The sequence below is a fragment of the Halovenus anhuiensis genome (assembly GCF_037080055.1).
Classification (GTDB): Archaea; Halobacteriota; Halobacteria; order Halobacteriales; family Haloarculaceae; genus Halovenus.
Genome location: NZ_JBAOJI010000001.1, coordinates 35,981 through 51,877, shown reverse-complemented (window position 1 = coordinate 51,877; position 15,897 = coordinate 35,981). Strand labels below are relative to the sequence as shown.

The following is a 15,897-nucleotide window of genomic DNA, read 5'->3' as shown; positions in this document are numbered from 1 at the left end:
GGGGACCCGTTGGACGGATACGGAGGTCTACTACCCTTGGAAATCTCGAATAAGTTACTCTGTCTGTTCAGTGCTGATGTCTCGGAGCAGGAGGGAACACACGTCGTCGAGGTGCCGCGTCGTGAGGTCGAAACCGGTTCCGTCGAACCGGGCGAAACCTACCGCGTGGCGCTCATCTCGCCCGAAGAAGAAGACGATCAGCAGGACGAGCGCACGGAGCCCGCACCTGACGAGCCCCAACCGCCGGTCGAACCAGGCGAGATGCGATACGTCGAAATCGAGGATATCGGCAAGCAGGGCGACGGCATCGCACGCGTCGAACGCGGGTACGTCATCATCGTCCCGGAGACTGATGTCGGCGACCGCGTCAAGATCGAAGTGACCGAAGTCAAGTCGAACTTCGCCGTCGCCGAGGCCATCGAGGACAGCCCCTGAGAAGAACTGCTGTGACTGCTTTTGTGCAGAGACTCACCCGGAGTGACAACCACGAACGGCCGTTGCTGCGCAGAGTCTCAGCATCGCAGAGGATCTTTGCAATTACGGCAAGACTGGTTTCGGCATCCGCTCCGTTAGGGAGCCGTACCACAGCGAGGGACCCACCGCTTCGTAGTCGGAGTGAACGCGAACTAATCGCAAGACAGCGCGGCGTTAATCGATTGTACCAAACGGGCTATATGCGCACCAGTCGTATCGGGAGATATGAGTACCACAGCGGACCCCTCGACCGAACTTGCGAAGCTCTCCGACAAGCAATACCGGATTCTCGAATTCCTCCGCGACGAAGTCGACGAGCAGACGTATTTCAAATCACGGCTCATCGCCGACGAACTCGATATGTCTCCCAAGGAAGTCGGCACGAATATGACTGCAATCCAGCGCGGCGAGTTCGATATCAGCGTCGAAAAGTGGGGCTATTCCTCCAGCACGACATGGATGGTCACGGCCTGAGACGGCGGGTGATCACTCGCCGGTGTACTCGACGAGCGAGGGTGCCTGTTCGGCGAAGGCCGCAGCCTCCTCGCCGAAGGAGTCGGCGTATCGAACCAGCAACAACAAGACAGTCTCTGGATCCACGAGCGAGTAGCCGTCCGCCCGGGAGAGCAGGCCAGCGGATTCGAGCGTTTTCGCGCAGTTGCTCACTGTCGGTCGGGACACACCCACTCGATCAGCAATCGCGCCGGTCGTCGCTTCTGGCGCTTCGAGCAACGCGATGATGACCCCACGTAGAGTCTCGCGTCGTAGCTGTCCCAGCGCGACCTGCTCGAACTCACTGAACTGATCGGCCGGGAAGTATCGACGGTAGTCGCCGTCCTTGCGACTCTCGATGGCGCCTGCTGATTCCAGTTCGTCGAGGTGGTGCTGTGTCTCGCCCGTCCCGAGCTGGAGGTCGTCGCGAATCTTCGAGAAATGAGCCCCGGGAGTCGCGGAGAGGTAGCCGAGCAGCGCTTCCGGGCGGTCGCTGTCGCTCTCTCTCGCGGAGGCGATGCCGACCAGCGGACTCGCCGCACCGAGCGCAGCGAATCGACGAAGCGTCGCCCGTTTCGACTGGTCGACTTCCGGGTCCTCTCCCATTGTTCAGTGAAACGTCAGGCAAGGATAAAACGGCTTCGCTACCGCGTGCCAGTAATCGGGCGACCGCTCAGTTACCGGTCGTTCCGTCGGCCCCGTCGGCGTCGATATCGATATCGTCGGGCCCGCCCTCGATAATCTCGTCGGGGTCTTTGATGTCGGCTTTGCTCTCGCCCTGCTTGACCGCCTGGGCTTCCTCTTCCATCTGCTCGATGTCGACGACTTCTTCCTCGTCGCTGAACTCGTCGATGATCTCCTCGATGTCGTCCAGTCCGAGCATCTCGCGGGTTTCCTCGTCGAACTCCATTCCCTCGAGGACGTGACCGTTCTCCTTGGCGTCACTGCCCTGGAGATGTTTGCCGTACCGGCCGACCAGCGAGGTGAGTTCCTGCGGCAGCACGAACTTCGTCGATTCGCCTTTGCCGATCTCTTCGAGCGTTTCCATGCCGCGTTCGATGACCGCCCGTTCGCCCATCGACTCGGCGGATTTCGCTCGCAGCACGGTCGAAATCGCGTCACCCTGTGCTTCGAGGATCTGACTCTGTTTCTCACCCTGGGCGCGGATGATGTTCGACTGCTTGTCACCCTGTGCCTCCTCGATTGCGCTGCGGCGTTCTCCCTGTGCTTCGAGGATCATCGCACGGCGGCGACGCTCCGCGGAGGTCTGCTTCTCCATGGCCTGCTGGACATCCTTCGATGGGTTGACCTCACGGACCTCGACACTCTCGACGCGGATCCCCCACTCGTCGGTCGGTTCGTCCAGTTCCGTCCGGATTTTCGCGTTGATCTCCTGGCGTTTGTTCAGCGTATCGTCCAGTTCCATGTCACCCAGCACGGCGCGCAGGGTGGTCTGGGCAAGATTCGAGACAGCCTTCTTGTAGTCGTCGACTTCGAGGAACGCCTTCTCGGCGTCCATCACTTTGATATAGACGACGGCGTCGGCGGTCACCGGTGAGTTGTCCCGGGTGATCGCTTCCTGCCGCGGCACGTCCAGCGTCATCGTTCGCATGTCGAAGCGGTAGGTCTTCGTCACGAACGGGAGGACGAGATTCAGCCCCGGTTCGAGCAGCCCCTGGTATTTACCGAACCGGGTGTATGCACGTTTCTCGTACGCGCGAACGATGACGACGCTGTTGTAAGCCGTCGCGACCGCGAGCAGAAACAGGATCACCGCGATCAGGCTCGCAGCCCCAAACGACTGGAGTACGACTGCTGGAATCATTGTGCATACAAGTTGGGTGTACCCCTCAAAAAGTGTTTGTCCACGATTTCCGAGCCGGAAACCGAGCTGGGATACCGGCTTTTTTATCTTGGGGGAGCAATAGCTTGTTAGTATGGCGGTAGGTACATTGACGAAATCGAAGAGAAGCGACCACGCGCCGGTGAGCGACTGAGACACAATCTGGAAAGTTATGAACGACGAACACGCAATCGAGGGACTGAAACGACTTGGACTGACGACCTACGAGGCGCGGGTCTTTTTGGCTCTGCAGAAACTCGGGCAGGGTGCCGCAAGCGAAATCAGCAACGTCGCGGACGTGCCCCGTTCGCAGGTGTACGGGGCCGCAGAGGGACTCGAAGAGCGCGGGCTAATCGAGACTCAGCAGTCGACACCGACCGTCTACCGACCGGTGCCGCTGGAACAGGCTCGCCGGCTGCTGCTCGATCAGTTGGCCGAGACCGGCGCGGAGACGTTCGATTATCTCGATGCGGTGCAGGATAGCCACGAGCAGGACGAGCGAAGCGAGTCTATCTGGCTGTTACACGGATCGGACGCGATCAGATCCCGGGCGGCCGAACTGATCGAGGGGGCCAACGAGCGGGTCCTGTATGCGACAGACGAGCCCACGTATCTCGACGGCGACGTACACGCGGCGCTCGAAGCGACCGCCGAAGACGGCATCCCGGTCGTCATCGCGAGTTTGCAGGACGACGTTCTTGCGGAAATACCCGAATCCAGTCCAATTCTTACTTACGGGGTTCCTGAAGACCGAGAGACGGACATCGACATCGCACAGATGTTGATGGTCGACGACGACACACTGCTTTTGAGTACCTACTCCGCTGCTGCCGACGAAGCAGAAATCGCCTTCTGGACGAGTGAGAACATCTTCGCGTCGATCATGGTCGAACTCGTCGAGGAGTGGTTCCGCGACCCCTTCGGGGCAGAGTGAGCCGCGAGTCGGTGGGCTGATATCGCTGCTGGCCCCAACGCCAGTCATGGGAACTGCACTGGATAGCCGTGAAGAGCAACTCGCGGAGGTACTCGAACGCCTCCACGAGGAGTACCCCGACACGACAATCTCACTCCGATTCTCGAACCGACTCGAACTACTCATCGCAGTCGTTCTCTCCGCGCAGTGTACCGACGAACGAGTCAACAAAGTCACCGCAGACCTCTTCGAGAAGTACGACGGGGCCGCCGACTACGCCGCGGTCGATCAGGAAGAACTCGCCGAGGATCTGAACTCGGTCACCTATTACAATAACAAGGCCGAGTACATCCGCACCGCCTGCCGGAAAATTATCGACGAGCACGACGGCGAAGTCCCGGACACGATGTCGGCGTTGACCGATTTACCAGGTGTCGGTCGCAAGACCGCAAACGTCGTGCTCCAGCACGGCCACGACATCGTCGAAGGCGTCGTCGTCGACACGCACGTCCAGCGTCTCACCCGCCGACTGGGGATCACCGAACAGCAGCGACCGGAAGCAATCGAAGAAGAACTGATGGAACTGGCTCCCGATTCGGAGTGGCAAGGGCTCACGCACCTGTTCATCAGTCACGGGCGGGAGACCTGTACGGCCCGGAATCCGGACTGCGCAGACTGCCGACTCGCCGATATCTGTCCGTCGTCGAAGACGGACAGCGAAATCGATCTGGCAAGCGGCGAGGCGTGGTCGGGGTAACTCGGGGTTACTCCTCGTCGCCGTAGTACTCCTCGTCGATGAATTCGTGGGCGTCTTCGAGGATCTCACGGGGCCCGTCCTGTGTGATCGTATTGATCGCCTGGTCGTAATCGCGCCACTGGTGGTCGCGGTGTTCCTGGGAGAGTTCTGCCGATGCCTCTTCTGAGTGTGCGATGAACAGGTGGACGGTCTTGTGAATCGTGTTACCGCCTGCCTCGAACACGTAATCGTAGTCTCGGCGGAAGCCATCGATGAGCCGGAAATTACTGATTCCGGCCTCCTCTTTCACTTCGCGGATCGCGGTTTGCTGGAGTTCCTCGTCGCCCTCGACGCCGCCTTTGGGGAATTCCCAATCGCCAGGTCGGCTCTTAAGCAGGAGGTACTCCCGGCGGCCACGCGTATCGCGAAAGAGGATGGCTCCCGCGCTCGTGGCCTCTATCATTACCGGGTACTACTCGGGCCCCCGTTAAGTGAATATCGGAGTGCCACACAGAGCGTTTGCGAGCAACTCCCACTGGACGCTCGAACCGAACCGGTTTTGTCACCCGAGGTGTTCCCTTCTGCTATGCCATTCGTGACTCGGCTCACGCTCCAGAGCGGCGACGGTGAACTGCTCGATTCCATCGTCACCGACATCAAAGAACGGGCCGAGCGCAAGGGCGTCGAACTCAAAGGCCCACACCCGAAACCCCCGACCAGACACGCCGTCCCGCAGTACAAGGACCTTTCAGCCGACGACGCATTCGAGAACTGGGAGTACACCGTCTACACCAGAAACATCGAGATCATCGACCACAACGAGTTCGCCCGGACAGTTGCCGAACAGGAGTACCCTGACCGCATCTACATCACGGCGGACATCGAGCAGTACAACCAGACCGGCGATTGATATTCTCCCGGCGCTGAAAGCAGGGCATTCTCTGCAATTTGCCCGAGCACTCGCCATCGATTTTAAGCCCGCTCCTCCCGTCGCACCGGTATGGCAATCGAACAGCACCGTGACTGGCTGGTGTCGCTGCGCAGGGATCTTCACCGCCGACCGGAACCCGCCTGGCGGGAATTTTACACGACTGCACGCATCGTCGAGGAACTGCGAGACCTCCCGGTCGACGAGATTCTGATCGGCCGGGAGATGCTCGACTCCGACCAGCGCCTCGGCGTTCCCGACGACGCCGAACTCGACACCTGGTTCGAGCAGGCCCACGAATACGATGTCGACGAGGAGGTTCTCGATCAACTCCGCGGCGGACACACCGGCGCGATGGCCGTCCTGAACCGCGGCGACGGACCGACTATCGGCCTCCGGGTCGATATCGACGGCCTCCCTCAGGAGGAAAGCTCAGCCAGCGATCACCACCCCGCAAGCGAGGGCTTTCGCTCGACACACGACGACCACATGCACGCCTGCGGGCACGACGGTCACACAGCAATTGGGTTAGGAGTTATTCAGGCGATCGCTGACAGCGATTTCCAGGGGACGCTCAAGGTCTTCTTCCAGCCAGCCGAGGAGATTGTCGGCGGCGGGAAGGCTGTCGCTGAAGGGGGCCATCTCGACGATCTCGACGCGTTTCTCGCGATCCATCTCGGCCTCGATCATCCCACGGGCGAGATCGTCGCCGGTGTCGACGGATTTCTGGCGGTTTCGCACTTCGACGCGGAGTTTACCGGCGAACCCGGCCACGCGGGTGGCCACCCCGAACAGGGCCGCAACGCGGTGCAGGCGATGGCGACAGCCGTCCAGAATCTCTACGCGATTCCCCGCCACAACGACGGCGCGACCCGAGTCAACGCCGGCAAGGTCGGCGGCGGAACGGCCTCGAATATCATTCCCGAAGCGGCGTTCATCGAGGGCGAAGTCCGCGGCGAGACGACCGAACTGATGGAGTACACCCACGAGAAGGCGATCAACGTCATCGAGTCGGCGGCCGAGATGCACGAGTGTGAGGTGTCGATCACGGGCGGCGGCGAGGCCCCAAGCGCGAGAAGCGACGAGGCCGCCGTCGAACAGGTTGCACAGGCGGCCGAGCGCACTGCAGGCGTCCGTTCGATCGTCCGACGCGACGACCTGGGCGGCAGCGAAGACGCGACTTATCTGATGCAGCGGGTTCAGGATCACGGTGGCGTTGCTGGCTTCGTCGGGATCGGGACCGACCATCCCGGCGGCCACCACACATCGACGTTCGACGTCGACGAGGATTCGATTTCGATCGGTGTCGAGGTACTTACAGATGCGATCCAGCGACTCGCGACGGAGACGCAGGCTGCAGACTGATACCTGTGATTTCCGCACCTACAGCGGCCAGCAGATACAGATAGTTTTTATTTCTGATTCTCGGACCCACATCGATTTTAAGTGATCGGGTGTAGAGAGGGCCAAGAAAACATGTTAGGGGCAGTGGTGGCAGGAGGGTTTCTGGTATTGGCCGGGCTGACAGCCGGCGTCGCGCTGTGGGTTCGGCGGGTCGGTCGCGGCCCTCCGGCGACAGTATTCATCTGGGTTTTGACGGTCAACGCGGTCTGGATGCTTGCGGCCGGTGCGTCAGTACTCGTGAATTCTATCGGTCCGCTCGCGTTTGCACTCACCGTTCGAGGGATTACCTCCGCAGTCTCGGGGCTGTTGTTCTTCGTGTTCGCCCTGTACTACACCGGACGCGACGACTTGTTGACGACACCGGTTCGGGTGGCAATTGGTCTCCTCGGAGCGGTGTTCGTGCTCGCTCCGACAACGAACCCGTGGACCGGTCTGACTGCACGGAACATCGAGTACATCAGCGAACCAATCACACACGCTGATGTCACGTTCGGGCCGCTTTCGTTGCCGATTTTCGCCGTATCGACGCTGCTGACTCTGAGCGGATTGGGACTCATCGGAAATCTCTTCATCCGGTCGCGGCGCGCGACCCGCGCACAGGCAGGACTCTTGCTCGGTGCTGTGACCGTGCCAGTAGCCCTCACCACCGGACAGATCCTCGATCTGTTCCCGTATCCAATGCTGCCCTATGCCCCGGCGGGTGCTGGCGTGCTTTCGATCTCTATCGGCGTCGCGATGTTCCAAAATCAGCTGTTCGTTGCCGAACCGGTCGCCCGATCGTCGGTCGTCGAGCAGATCAGTGATCCGATTCTCGTGGTAGGCGGTCATCAAGAGTTGATCGATTATAATCTGGCGGCAGACGATGTTTTCAGCCCCCTCACGATTGGAGACCCACTCAGCGAGCAGTGTCCCGAACTGTACCAGCAGGCTGAACCAGAGCAGGACAGCACCGACCGAGCCTTACGTTCGGAGATTACTGTCAGACCTGGGCAAGAAGAGCACATCTACAGCGTCGAGTCCTCGGCCCTCGATGTCGGGAGCGGACAGCGAGCAGAGGCACTCGTCTTCCGAGAGATCACGGACAGAAAGCAGTACGAACAGCAACTCGAACAGATCGCCAGCACTATCTCGCACGATCTGCGCAACCCGCTGTCGGTCGCGACCGGCAACGTCGAACTGGCCGCAGAAACGGGCGACGTGGAGCGACTCGACACCGCACGGAACTCGCTCGAACGAATGGATCGCATCATCACCGATGTCCTTGAACTCAGCCGTGAAGGAACTCGCGTCATGAACCGCGAGGAAATCGTCGTCGACGAACTCGTCGAGAAGGCATGGGAGACGACAGAGACGACAGCAGCCGAACTCGTGATCGAAACGAACGGTGAGGGTATCGACGCCGACCCCGAGCGTCTACAGCGGTTGTTCGAGAATCTGTTCCGGAACGCCGTGGAACACGGTTCCACGAACCCTGACTCGCACACTCGTCAGGACGCCATCGAGCACGGCGGCGAAGATGTTACGGTCTGGGTGGGTTTCGACGATGGCATGTTCGTCGAAGATAACGGCCCGGGGATCCCAGCGGAGAACCGCGATGCTGTCTTCGAGCACGGCTACACAGACAGCGACGGGAACACCGGTTTCGGGCTGGATATTGTCGAGTCGATTGCGACCGCACACGGTTGGTCCGTCTCGGTCGAGGAGGGCCGCGAGGGCGGTGCGAAATTCGTCTTCGGGGGTGTCGAAACTCTCTCCAGACCGACGACGAAGAATTGAACCGGGTCACTGCGGCGTCGTCGAATGTACGATGTATCGTAGCGTCCGGTGGACGCCGTAGATACCGACGACCAGCGCGACTGCGATTAGGTATCGCACGTGCTCCGGAGTCGAGATTTCGAGGAAGCTACTCAGGTAGGAGAGTCCAATCCCAGCACCCAAGACAGCGAATCCGACGGCCCAGAGGGGACGCGTGTCGGGTACTCGGTCCGCCGCGACGAGACCGAGCGCGAGTACAAACGGCACGACGGCAAGCAGGGAGATGCTCAGGATTCCGAGCGAGTCGACCACGACCCCGACTCCGACGGCCAATCCGACACCGACAGTCAGCTGCAGGGCGAGCCACAGATCGATAATCTGACTGATCACGCCGAACCAGTCTGTGGGCTGTTCGTCGGTCATCGGGGATCAATCGTCGTCGCTCAGTCGCTCCTGCCACTGCTGGACTTTCGCGAGCAGTTCGACCGGCGGCGTCTCGTTGACATCGAGACCGGCGACGGCATCGAGGACTTCCTGCTGCTCATCGGAGAGCGTCGGACCACCGGCACCGTCTGCCGACGCGGTTGGACTGGCACTCTGCTGCTCGACTGCACCGCCCGCGGAATCTGGACCCGTGAACTCCCCGCTACCGAGATCGAAGACGGCCTGGACCGGTTCACCGCCACCGCTGCCGCGGGCCTCGATTGCTTTCTCATCGCGGAGTCGGTCCAGCACTTCCCGCGAGCGCTCGACGACCGGCCCCGGAACACCCGCCAGGTCTGCAACGTGAATCCCATAACTGCGGTCGGTGGGGCCGTCTCTGATCGTCCGCAAGAACGTCACGTCACCGTCGTCTTCGTTGACTGCGACGTGAACGTTTGCGACACGGTCGAGATGGTCGCCCAGCGAGGTAAGTTCGTGGTAGTGCGTCGCAAAGAGCGTCTTCGCGCGGACGGTGTTGTGCAGATACTCCGTCGCCGCCCATGCAATCGAGATGCCGTCGTAGGTCGCCGTCCCGCGGCCGACTTCGTCGAGGATGACCAGCGAATCCTCCGTCGCCGAGTGGAGGATATTCGAGAGTTCCTGCATCTCGACCATGAACGTCGACCGGCCCTGCGCGAGTTCGTCCAGCGCGCCGACGCGGGTGTAGATTCCGTCGACGACCCCGATGTCGGCCGAGCGTGCCGGGACGAAACTCCCGATCTGCGCGAGTAGCGTGATCAGCGCGGCCTGACGCATGTACGTCGATTTCCCGCTCATGTTCGGTCCCGTGACGATCAAAAATTGGCGGTCGTCGCCGAGCGCGAGGTCGTTCGGGACGAACTCGGTGGTCTGCTCGACGACCGGGTGCCGGCCCGCGTCGATGTCGAGGCGGCCGTCCTCCCGCAGCGTCGGTCGCGTCCAGTCGTTGCGGACGGCGTGGGTAGCGAGACTCGCGAGCACGTCAGTCTCGGCGAGGACCCGGCCAACAGACTGCAGCAGTTCGGCGTGGGCAGCGACAGTCTCACGGATTTCCTCGAACAGTTCCCGTTCGAGGTCGTGACGGGACTCTTCGAGGCGCAGAATCTCACGCTCGCGCTCGTCGAGTTCCGGAATCGTGTACCGCTCTGAGTTTTTCAGCGACTTGATCCGCTCGTACTCGTCGGGGACCTCGTCGGTCTCGCTGTTGCCGACCTGGATGTAGTAGCCGTCGGTTTTGTTGCGGTCGACGGTAAGATGTGTAATACCGTGCTTGCGCTTCTCGCGTTCGTCCAGTGTCTCGATCCATCGCAGTGCTTCCTCGTGATCCTCGATGATCTCGTCGAGTTCGTCGTCGTAGCCCTTCGCGATGATTCCCCCTTCGGTGACCGTCCCGGGTGGTTCCTCGACCAGCGCGGCGTCGAGTTCCGCCCGGAGCGAGGCCGCTCGATCGTGGTCGACTCGGGCGAGTACGTCGGGTAGCGCCGACTCGGCGAGGGTCTCGCTGGCCTCGACCAGATCGAGCAGTTCCGGGAGCAGCGCGAGTGTCTCGACACCGGCGCGAATATCCCGGGCGTCAGCACTCCCAGAGGCCGCCCGCGAGGCCAGACGTTCGAGGTCAGCACCGCCGGAAAGCAAGTCCTGGATCCGCTCGCGTTCAATGGCTGATTTGGCCAGCGCCTGCACCGCCGATTGGCGTCGTTGTAGTTCCTCGATTGACTGACGGGGGCGCTGGAGCCACTCGGCGAGCAGTCGTCGACCGGCGCTGGTCGCAGTGTGATCGATTGTATCGAGCAGACTGCCCGACTGATCACCCTGCATCGTCTCGGTCAGTTCGAGGTTGCGCTGGGTCGTCCCGTCGAGAGAAACCTGGTCGCCCGAGCCGTGAGTCTGGAGACGGGTCATCGAACTCAGGACGCCGACGCCGGTTTCCTCGACGTAGGAGAGAATCCCACCGGCAGCCTGCACCGACGCGTCCGCGTCGATGCCGACGCTGTCGATGGTCTCCTCGCCGAACTGCTCGCGCAGGCGGTGGCGGGCGCGGCCGGGCGCGAACGCTTCCGCGCTGTGGAGCGTAAAGGTGGCATCAGTCCGTGCTCTGAGTCGGTCGAGCAACGCCTCGCCAGTTCGCAGATCCGGTCCCGGCAGAATCTCGACGGGGCTGAATCGGTAGAGTTCGGCGAGAAGTTGATCCGCTGCGTCGGAGCCCTCGACTGCTGAGACGTGAAACCGACCGGTTGTCACGTCTGCGAAGGCGAGTCCGTAGCCGTCGTCACTGGCGACGACCGCGGCGAGATACTGCGCGTCCGCGTCGGTCCGTTCGAGCAGCGTTCCGGGCGTGACGACGCGTGTGATCTCGCGGGCGTGACCGTCGCCAGTCTCCTGTTGGTCAGCAACGGCGACCCGGTAGCCGCGTTCGACGAGGGCAGTGAGATACGGCGTCAGATCGGCGACTGGCACGCCGGCCATCGGATACGAAGAGCCGTGGGAAGATTTCTGGGAGACTTTCAGATCGAGTTCCTCGGCGACGAGTTCGGCGTCGTCGTCGAAGAACTCGTAGAAGTCCCCGACCTGCATCGCCAGAATATCCGCGTCCGTGTCGGCTTTCAGATCGAAGAACTCGCCGACGATTCCTGTCATACCAACCTCTGTGTGCGTCTCCGATTAAAACATCACGGGTCCGCTTGCGGACGCTCGACTGAGCGAGAAACTGCGTTTCCCGGCGAGAAACCTCTCTGTGGGGTCTTTTTACAGGTCTGTTGAATGGGGAAACATGAGCGTCATCGAAACGAACGACCTGACGAAGACATTCGGCGAGTTGACCGCCGTCGACGGGCTGGATCTCGCTATCGAGGAAGGCGAGATATACGGCTTTCTTGGCCCGAACGGCGCGGGCAAGTCGACGACAATCAACATGCTACTGGATTTGATTCGACCCAGTTCGGGATCTGCGAGCGTCCTTGGACACGATCCGACGACCGAGGCGAAACAGATCCGGAAACGAATTGGGATCCTGCCAGAGGGTGCCGAACTGTACGACCGACTCACGGGCCGGGAACATCTCAGTTGGATTGCGAAGACAAAGGGCGTCGATGGCGATATCGATGCCACACTCGAACAGGTCGGACTCTCCGGAGAAGACGGCGAGCGCCCGGTCGAAGGCTACTCGAAAGGGATGCAGCAACGGCTGGCCTTCGGGATGGCACTGATCGGCGACCCCGACCTGCTCGTACTGGACGAACCGTCATCCGGCCTTGACCCGACTGGGATGCAGGAGATGCGCGATATCATCCGCGAAGAAGCCGAGCAGGGCCGGACGGTGTTCTTTTCGAGTCACATCCTCGGCGAGGTCGAAGCAGTCTGTGACCGCGTCGGGATCATGAACGAGGGCGAACTCGTCGCCGAGGGCACACTCGACGAACTCCGCGGCGACCTCGATCTTGGAGCGTCGATTGCCGTCGAAGTCGCCGACACGCCGGGCGCTGACGCCCTCACACGGCTGGACGGCGTCGAGAGTGTGACTATCGAGGACGGCGTCGTCGAGGCGTCGCTCGCGGGGCCGGCGGCGAAGATTCGCGTCGTGAATGCGCTCGACGAGCGAACAGTTGTCCGGGACATCATCTCCGAGGACACCTCGCTCGAACAGCTATTCAACACCTACACCGGAAACGGAGAAGCCGAGGCTCCCGGAGGAGAAGAGACAGCTGAAACCGCCGCGAAGACGGAGGTGGTACAATGAGCGCCATCGGTGTGATGCGGAAGGATATTCTCGACGTGCGCCGGACAAAGATCGTCTGGTTCGTCGGCTTACTATTCACACTCATTACGGCGCTGTTCTTCTACCAGATCCACACGTTCGGCGGGATGGAGGGATTCGCAGATGTGACCCTCGCGCTCTGGAATCTCGTCTTCGTCGGCGCGATGTTCATCCCGGCGATCGCACTAGTTGCGGCGTATCTCTCTATCGCTGGCGAACGCGAGTCGGGGAGCATCAAGTTCCTACTGTCGACGCCGATCAACAGGCGTGAACTCGTCCTTGGGAAGTTCCTCTCCCGGACGGCGATTGTCACAGCGTCGCTGTTGTTTGCCTTCGTCGTCTCGGCGATCCTGTCGCTAGTCTGGTTTTCCGATCTTATGATCGGGACTTTCCTCGCCGTCGCAGCGCTCACGACGCTGTACGCGCTGGCCTACGTCGCCGTCGCAATCGCCATCTCGGCGTCGACTGCCTCGCGATCGCGTGCAATGGGCGGTGCGCTCGGCTTCTACTTCGTGACGAACCTGCTGGTCGTCTTCGGCGATCTGTCGATTACAGGCCTCCTGCGGTATGTTCTCAACGAACTCCTCGGTCTGGGCGTCGGAGACGACCCAATCACGTTCATGACGATGGTTATCAGCCCGACTCAGTCCTATCTCTCCTCGACGATGCTGGCCTTCCCTGAGGATTTCCTGACGGCCAACACCCTCGATCCCTCGACGATGTCGTGGTACGTCCAGGGTGAGATGGGACTCGCGCTACTGGTCGCGTGGCTGGTGGTGCCGCTGCTGATCGGCATCTGGCGGTTCGATAAAGCGAATATCGGATAAGGAAAAAACGCAGCTCAGTCGTCCGCGGAGAGCGTTGGTGCTCCACAACCACTTTTTACTTCTTCGGGTAGCCTCGCGTTGCTCGGTTACCTCTCCTCGTGAAAACTTGGGGAAGAAACACCTCGCCCTCACTGCTCACGGCGTCGCCGTTCGCGCAGCACTCGCCGTATGCTTGCTCAGTCGTCGGCCGAAATCGATGGTGCTTCGATATCGATTTCGCCGGCGTCGAGTTCCGCCTCGACTTCGCGGGCGGCCTGCACCATATTCTCCATCTTGCCGTAGGCCACGTCACGGGGGAGGAGTTTCAGCCCGCAGTCGGGGCTGATCGTCAGCCGTTCAGGTGGGACGATCTCCAGCCCTTTCTTGATGTTCTCCTTGATTTCCTCCACCGACTCGGGTTCGCGGACGTGCACGTCGACCACGCCGAGGGCGAGATCCTTCGTGAATTCGTCTTCCTTGAACACGTCGAGTTGGTCGTAGTCGCCGTTGCAGAGTTCGAGGTCGTACTCATCGACCGGGTAGTCGAGCATCTCGGGGTAGATGCGTGAGTAGTCGCCGTAACAGACGTGGAGGCCGACGCGAACGTCCTCTGGGATGTTGTCGACGATGCGTTCGAGACACTTGCCGACGATAGCGTGGTCGTCCGGCGTCGTCGCGAGTGCTGGCTCGTCGATCTGGATGTACCGCGCGCCAGCTTCGACGAGACCCTCGATCTCCTCGTTGACCAGATCAGCCAGTTCCAGGGCGAGTTCTTCGGTGTCTTCGTAGACCTCGTCGAAGGACCATTTGGCGAGGGTGTACGGCCCGGTGATCGGAACTTTGACGGGCGTATCGGCAACGTCCGAGGTGAACTCGTATTCGCTGATGAGCCACTCCTCGTCGTACTCGACCTCTTCGACGACGCTCGGTTTGTCGAAGTAGTTGTGCCCCCAGACCTTGACCGGTCCGTTGAACTCGTAGCCATCGATGCGGTGGGCGAAGTACTCGACCATCTCGTTGCGCCGCATCTCGCCGTCGACGACGACATCCAGCCCACAGCGCTCGTGTTCGTTGGTGATCAGCCGGGACGCGTCGTCTTTCGCTTCCTCGAAGTCCTCTTCGTCGAACTCGTGGTCCTCGTCGTCGACGAGGTCGCGTGCGCGGTGAAGCCAGCGCGGCTTGGGGTACGAACCGACGACGGTCGTCAGCAGGAAGTGATCGTTTTCGTGATCTTCTGGTCGGAATTGCTCTCGTGTCATGCTTTCACCTCTGTCTTGTTGAGTGCGCCAAGCGCCTCCAGTTTCTCCTCGAAGCGGTTGACCGGCAGGTAGAACGTCTCTGTGTTGGTCGTCGCGTAGATTCGCTCGTAGTCGTTCTGCTGAGTCTGGTCGGTGAACCACTCGATGCGCTCCTCGATGGTTTCTGGCTCTTCGACCAGCGTGTTCTGGCCGTCGACGATACCCAGCGCCACGTCGTCAGGGGTGCCGTACTCCTGAGCGTTGTAGACGTTCTGCTCGTGGTCGGAGATCAGATCGAAGCCGAGCGCGTCGATATCGGCGTCCATCACGTGTGCGTAGACTTTCTCCTCCAGCGCGCCCCAGTACGGGTGAACGACGACCTCAGCGTCGGTCGCTGCTGCAACTGTATCGATAGCATCGCTGGCGCGTTCGTCTGCACCCTCACCGGGCGCGTTCTCGACCAGTGACGGTTCGAGCAAAAAGAGCGTCTCGACATCGGGCAGCAGATCGGCCTCGTCTGCGAGAAAGTCGGCGATGGCGGCCTGGAAGGCGGCATCGTCGCCGTAGTGTTCGTCCGTCGCGAGATCCGCGAGCGAGTACGGGCCGGGGAGAACGGCCTGAAGCCCCTCCTCGACCTGCTCGGCGGCCGCTTCGAGTTCGTTGGCCACGTCGCCGGTCGCCTCCAGATCACCAGTGACGACTGGATCGCGGTAGAAGTTGTTGTTATCGTAGTACCGGACGATACCCTGGGTGTCGACGGCGTCGTTGACCGCGAGCGGGTGAGCGAGCATATCGTCCCAGCGGCCCTGTCCCTCGACGATCCGATCCAGACTCGCCGCCTGCTGGGCGTCGATGAACTCGGTCCGAACGTCCTCGTAGGATTGCTCGATTTCCTCACTCTCGTCGCCGCTAATCAGGTCAGCCTTCTGGTTGCCCTTCTGGTTTTTGAGTTGTTCCTTCGCCCAGTCGGGCAGCGGATACAACCCCGGTGTCGTCGCAACAATCTCTGTCATTGAATCTGAGTAGGTCATGACGGGCTTTAATATTTTCTCTTTGGATATGCTCAATAGTAATCTCAGCATAACGAGCGGT

The 15,897-nt window shown here is 61.0% G+C and carries 16 protein-coding genes; 9 read left to right on the top strand and 7 right to left on the bottom strand.

Annotated features, from left to right (window positions below; translation table 11 throughout):
- The first annotated feature begins 36 nt into the window (after positions 1-36).
- Together V8P86_RS00280 and V8P86_RS00275 are read left to right on the top strand one after the other, a co-directional pair.
- Complete coding sequence (locus tag V8P86_RS00280) at positions 37-435, top strand: TRAM domain-containing protein (protein WP_336325230.1); 399 nt, start codon at positions 37-39, stop codon at positions 433-435.
- Between the two features lie 264 nt (positions 436-699).
- Positions 700-948 (top strand): DUF7123 family protein, encoded by a 249-nt coding sequence (locus V8P86_RS00275; protein WP_336325229.1) that lies wholly within the window; start codon positions 700-702, stop codon positions 946-948.
- A 12-nt stretch (positions 949-960) separates the two neighbouring features.
- On the opposite strand, the gene V8P86_RS00270 is transcribed toward V8P86_RS00275, so the two are convergent.
- Together V8P86_RS00270 and V8P86_RS00265 are read right to left on the bottom strand one after the other, a co-directional pair.
- The gene (locus tag V8P86_RS00270; RefSeq protein ID WP_336325228.1) at positions 961-1,572 is read right to left on the bottom strand and encodes a winged helix-turn-helix transcriptional regulator; all 612 of its coding nucleotides are present in this window, start codon (positions 1,570-1,572) and stop codon (positions 961-963) included.
- 67 nt (positions 1,573-1,639) lie between these two features.
- Positions 1,640-2,791 carry an SPFH domain-containing protein gene (locus tag V8P86_RS00265; RefSeq protein WP_336325227.1) on the bottom strand — a complete coding sequence of 384 codons (1,152 nt, stop codon included), beginning with the start codon at positions 2,789-2,791 and terminating at the stop codon, positions 1,640-1,642.
- 190 nt (positions 2,792-2,981) lie between these two features.
- On the opposite strand from V8P86_RS00265, the gene V8P86_RS00260 reads away from it, so the two are divergent.
- Positions 2,982-3,743, top strand: coding sequence for a TrmB family transcriptional regulator (locus tag V8P86_RS00260; RefSeq protein WP_336325226.1), 762 nt, complete (start codon positions 2,982-2,984; stop codon positions 3,741-3,743).
- 46 nt (positions 3,744-3,789) lie between these two features.
- Entirely contained in the window at positions 3,790-4,479 is a 690-nt protein-coding gene (gene nth, locus V8P86_RS00255) for an endonuclease III (RefSeq protein ID WP_336325225.1), read from the top strand.
- A gap of 7 nt (positions 4,480-4,486) precedes the next feature.
- Here the strand turns inward: nth and V8P86_RS00250 are convergent, their stop codons facing one another.
- A complete protein-coding gene (locus V8P86_RS00250; protein WP_336325224.1) occupies positions 4,487-4,921 on the bottom strand; it encodes a bis(5'-nucleosyl)-tetraphosphatase in 435 nt (144 codons plus the stop codon).
- 123 nt (positions 4,922-5,044) lie between these two features.
- On the opposite strand from V8P86_RS00250, the gene V8P86_RS00245 reads away from it, so the two are divergent.
- The 3 genes from V8P86_RS00245 to V8P86_RS00235 all read left to right on the top strand — a co-directional run bounded on the left by V8P86_RS00245 (position 5,045) and on the right by V8P86_RS00235 (position 8,566).
- Entirely contained in the window at positions 5,045-5,368 is a 324-nt protein-coding gene (locus V8P86_RS00245; protein ID WP_336325223.1) for a 30S ribosomal protein S10, read from the top strand.
- A gap of 90 nt (positions 5,369-5,458) precedes the next feature.
- Positions 5,459-6,751: an amidohydrolase gene (locus V8P86_RS00240; protein WP_336325222.1), complete on the top strand. Its 1,293-nt coding sequence runs from the start codon at positions 5,459-5,461 to the stop codon at positions 6,749-6,751.
- 147 nt (positions 6,752-6,898) lie between these two features.
- The gene (locus tag V8P86_RS00235) at positions 6,899-8,566 is read left to right on the top strand and encodes a sensor histidine kinase (RefSeq protein ID WP_336325221.1); all 1,668 of its coding nucleotides are present in this window, start codon (positions 6,899-6,901) and stop codon (positions 8,564-8,566) included.
- A 6-nt stretch (positions 8,567-8,572) separates the two neighbouring features.
- Here the strand turns inward: V8P86_RS00235 and V8P86_RS00230 are convergent, their stop codons facing one another.
- Positions 8,573-8,968, bottom strand: coding sequence for a hypothetical protein (locus V8P86_RS00230; protein ID WP_336325220.1), 396 nt, complete (start codon positions 8,966-8,968; stop codon positions 8,573-8,575).
- A 6-nt stretch (positions 8,969-8,974) separates the two neighbouring features.
- On the bottom strand, positions 8,975-11,644 hold the full coding sequence (gene mutS / locus V8P86_RS00225; RefSeq protein ID WP_336325219.1) for a DNA mismatch repair protein MutS: 2,670 nt from the start codon (positions 11,642-11,644) through the stop codon (positions 8,975-8,977).
- Between the two features lie 133 nt (positions 11,645-11,777).
- On the opposite strand from mutS, the gene V8P86_RS00220 reads away from it, so the two are divergent.
- Entirely contained in the window at positions 11,778-12,743 is a 966-nt protein-coding gene (locus V8P86_RS00220) for an ABC transporter ATP-binding protein (RefSeq protein WP_336325218.1), read from the top strand.
- Positions 12,740-13,588, top strand: coding sequence for an ABC transporter permease subunit (locus V8P86_RS00215; protein WP_336325217.1), 849 nt, complete (start codon positions 12,740-12,742; stop codon positions 13,586-13,588). The genes V8P86_RS00220 and V8P86_RS00215 overlap by 4 nt, the downstream gene beginning before the upstream one ends.
- A gap of 176 nt (positions 13,589-13,764) precedes the next feature.
- Here V8P86_RS00215 and V8P86_RS00210 read toward each other — a convergent pair whose 3' ends face one another.
- Both V8P86_RS00210 and V8P86_RS00205 read right to left on the bottom strand, forming a co-directional pair.
- Entirely contained in the window at positions 13,765-14,826 is a 1,062-nt protein-coding gene (locus tag V8P86_RS00210) for a methionine synthase (protein ID WP_336325216.1), read from the bottom strand.
- Positions 14,823-15,818, bottom strand: a complete 996-nt coding sequence (locus V8P86_RS00205; RefSeq protein ID WP_336325215.1) for a 5-methyltetrahydropteroyltriglutamate--homocysteine methyltransferase — start codon at positions 15,816-15,818, stop codon at positions 14,823-14,825. The genes V8P86_RS00210 and V8P86_RS00205 overlap by 4 nt, the downstream gene beginning before the upstream one ends.
- Positions 15,819-15,897: the final 79 nt, after the last annotated feature.

Bases quoted from the DNA above. Each gene is read 5' to 3' on its own strand.
- V8P86_RS00275 (WP_336325229.1), top strand. From the start codon at position 700: ATGAGTACCACAGCGGACCCCTCGACCGAACTTGCGAAGCTCTCCGAC.
- V8P86_RS00270 (WP_336325228.1), bottom strand. From the start codon at position 1,572: ATGGGAGAGGACCCGGAAGTCGACCAGTCGAAACGGGCGACGCTTCGT.
- V8P86_RS00265 (WP_336325227.1), bottom strand. From the start codon at position 2,791: ATGATTCCAGCAGTCGTACTCCAGTCGTTTGGGGCTGCGAGCCTGATC.
- V8P86_RS00260 (WP_336325226.1), top strand. From the start codon at position 2,982: ATGAACGACGAACACGCAATCGAGGGACTGAAACGACTTGGACTGACG.
- nth (WP_336325225.1), top strand. From the start codon at position 3,790: ATGGGAACTGCACTGGATAGCCGTGAAGAGCAACTCGCGGAGGTACTC.
- V8P86_RS00250 (WP_336325224.1), bottom strand. From the start codon at position 4,921: ATGATAGAGGCCACGAGCGCGGGAGCCATCCTCTTTCGCGATACGCGT.
- V8P86_RS00245 (WP_336325223.1), top strand. From the start codon at position 5,045: ATGCCATTCGTGACTCGGCTCACGCTCCAGAGCGGCGACGGTGAACTG.
- V8P86_RS00240 (WP_336325222.1), top strand. From the start codon at position 5,459: ATGGCAATCGAACAGCACCGTGACTGGCTGGTGTCGCTGCGCAGGGAT.
- V8P86_RS00230 (WP_336325220.1), bottom strand. From the start codon at position 8,968: ATGACCGACGAACAGCCCACAGACTGGTTCGGCGTGATCAGTCAGATT.
- mutS (WP_336325219.1), bottom strand. From the start codon at position 11,644: ATGACAGGAATCGTCGGCGAGTTCTTCGATCTGAAAGCCGACACGGAC.
- V8P86_RS00220 (WP_336325218.1), top strand. From the start codon at position 11,778: ATGAGCGTCATCGAAACGAACGACCTGACGAAGACATTCGGCGAGTTG.
- V8P86_RS00215 (WP_336325217.1), top strand. From the start codon at position 12,740: ATGAGCGCCATCGGTGTGATGCGGAAGGATATTCTCGACGTGCGCCGG.
- V8P86_RS00210 (WP_336325216.1), bottom strand. From the start codon at position 14,826: ATGACACGAGAGCAATTCCGACCAGAAGATCACGAAAACGATCACTTC.
- V8P86_RS00205 (WP_336325215.1), bottom strand. From the start codon at position 15,818: ATGACAGAGATTGTTGCGACGACACCGGGGTTGTATCCGCTGCCCGAC.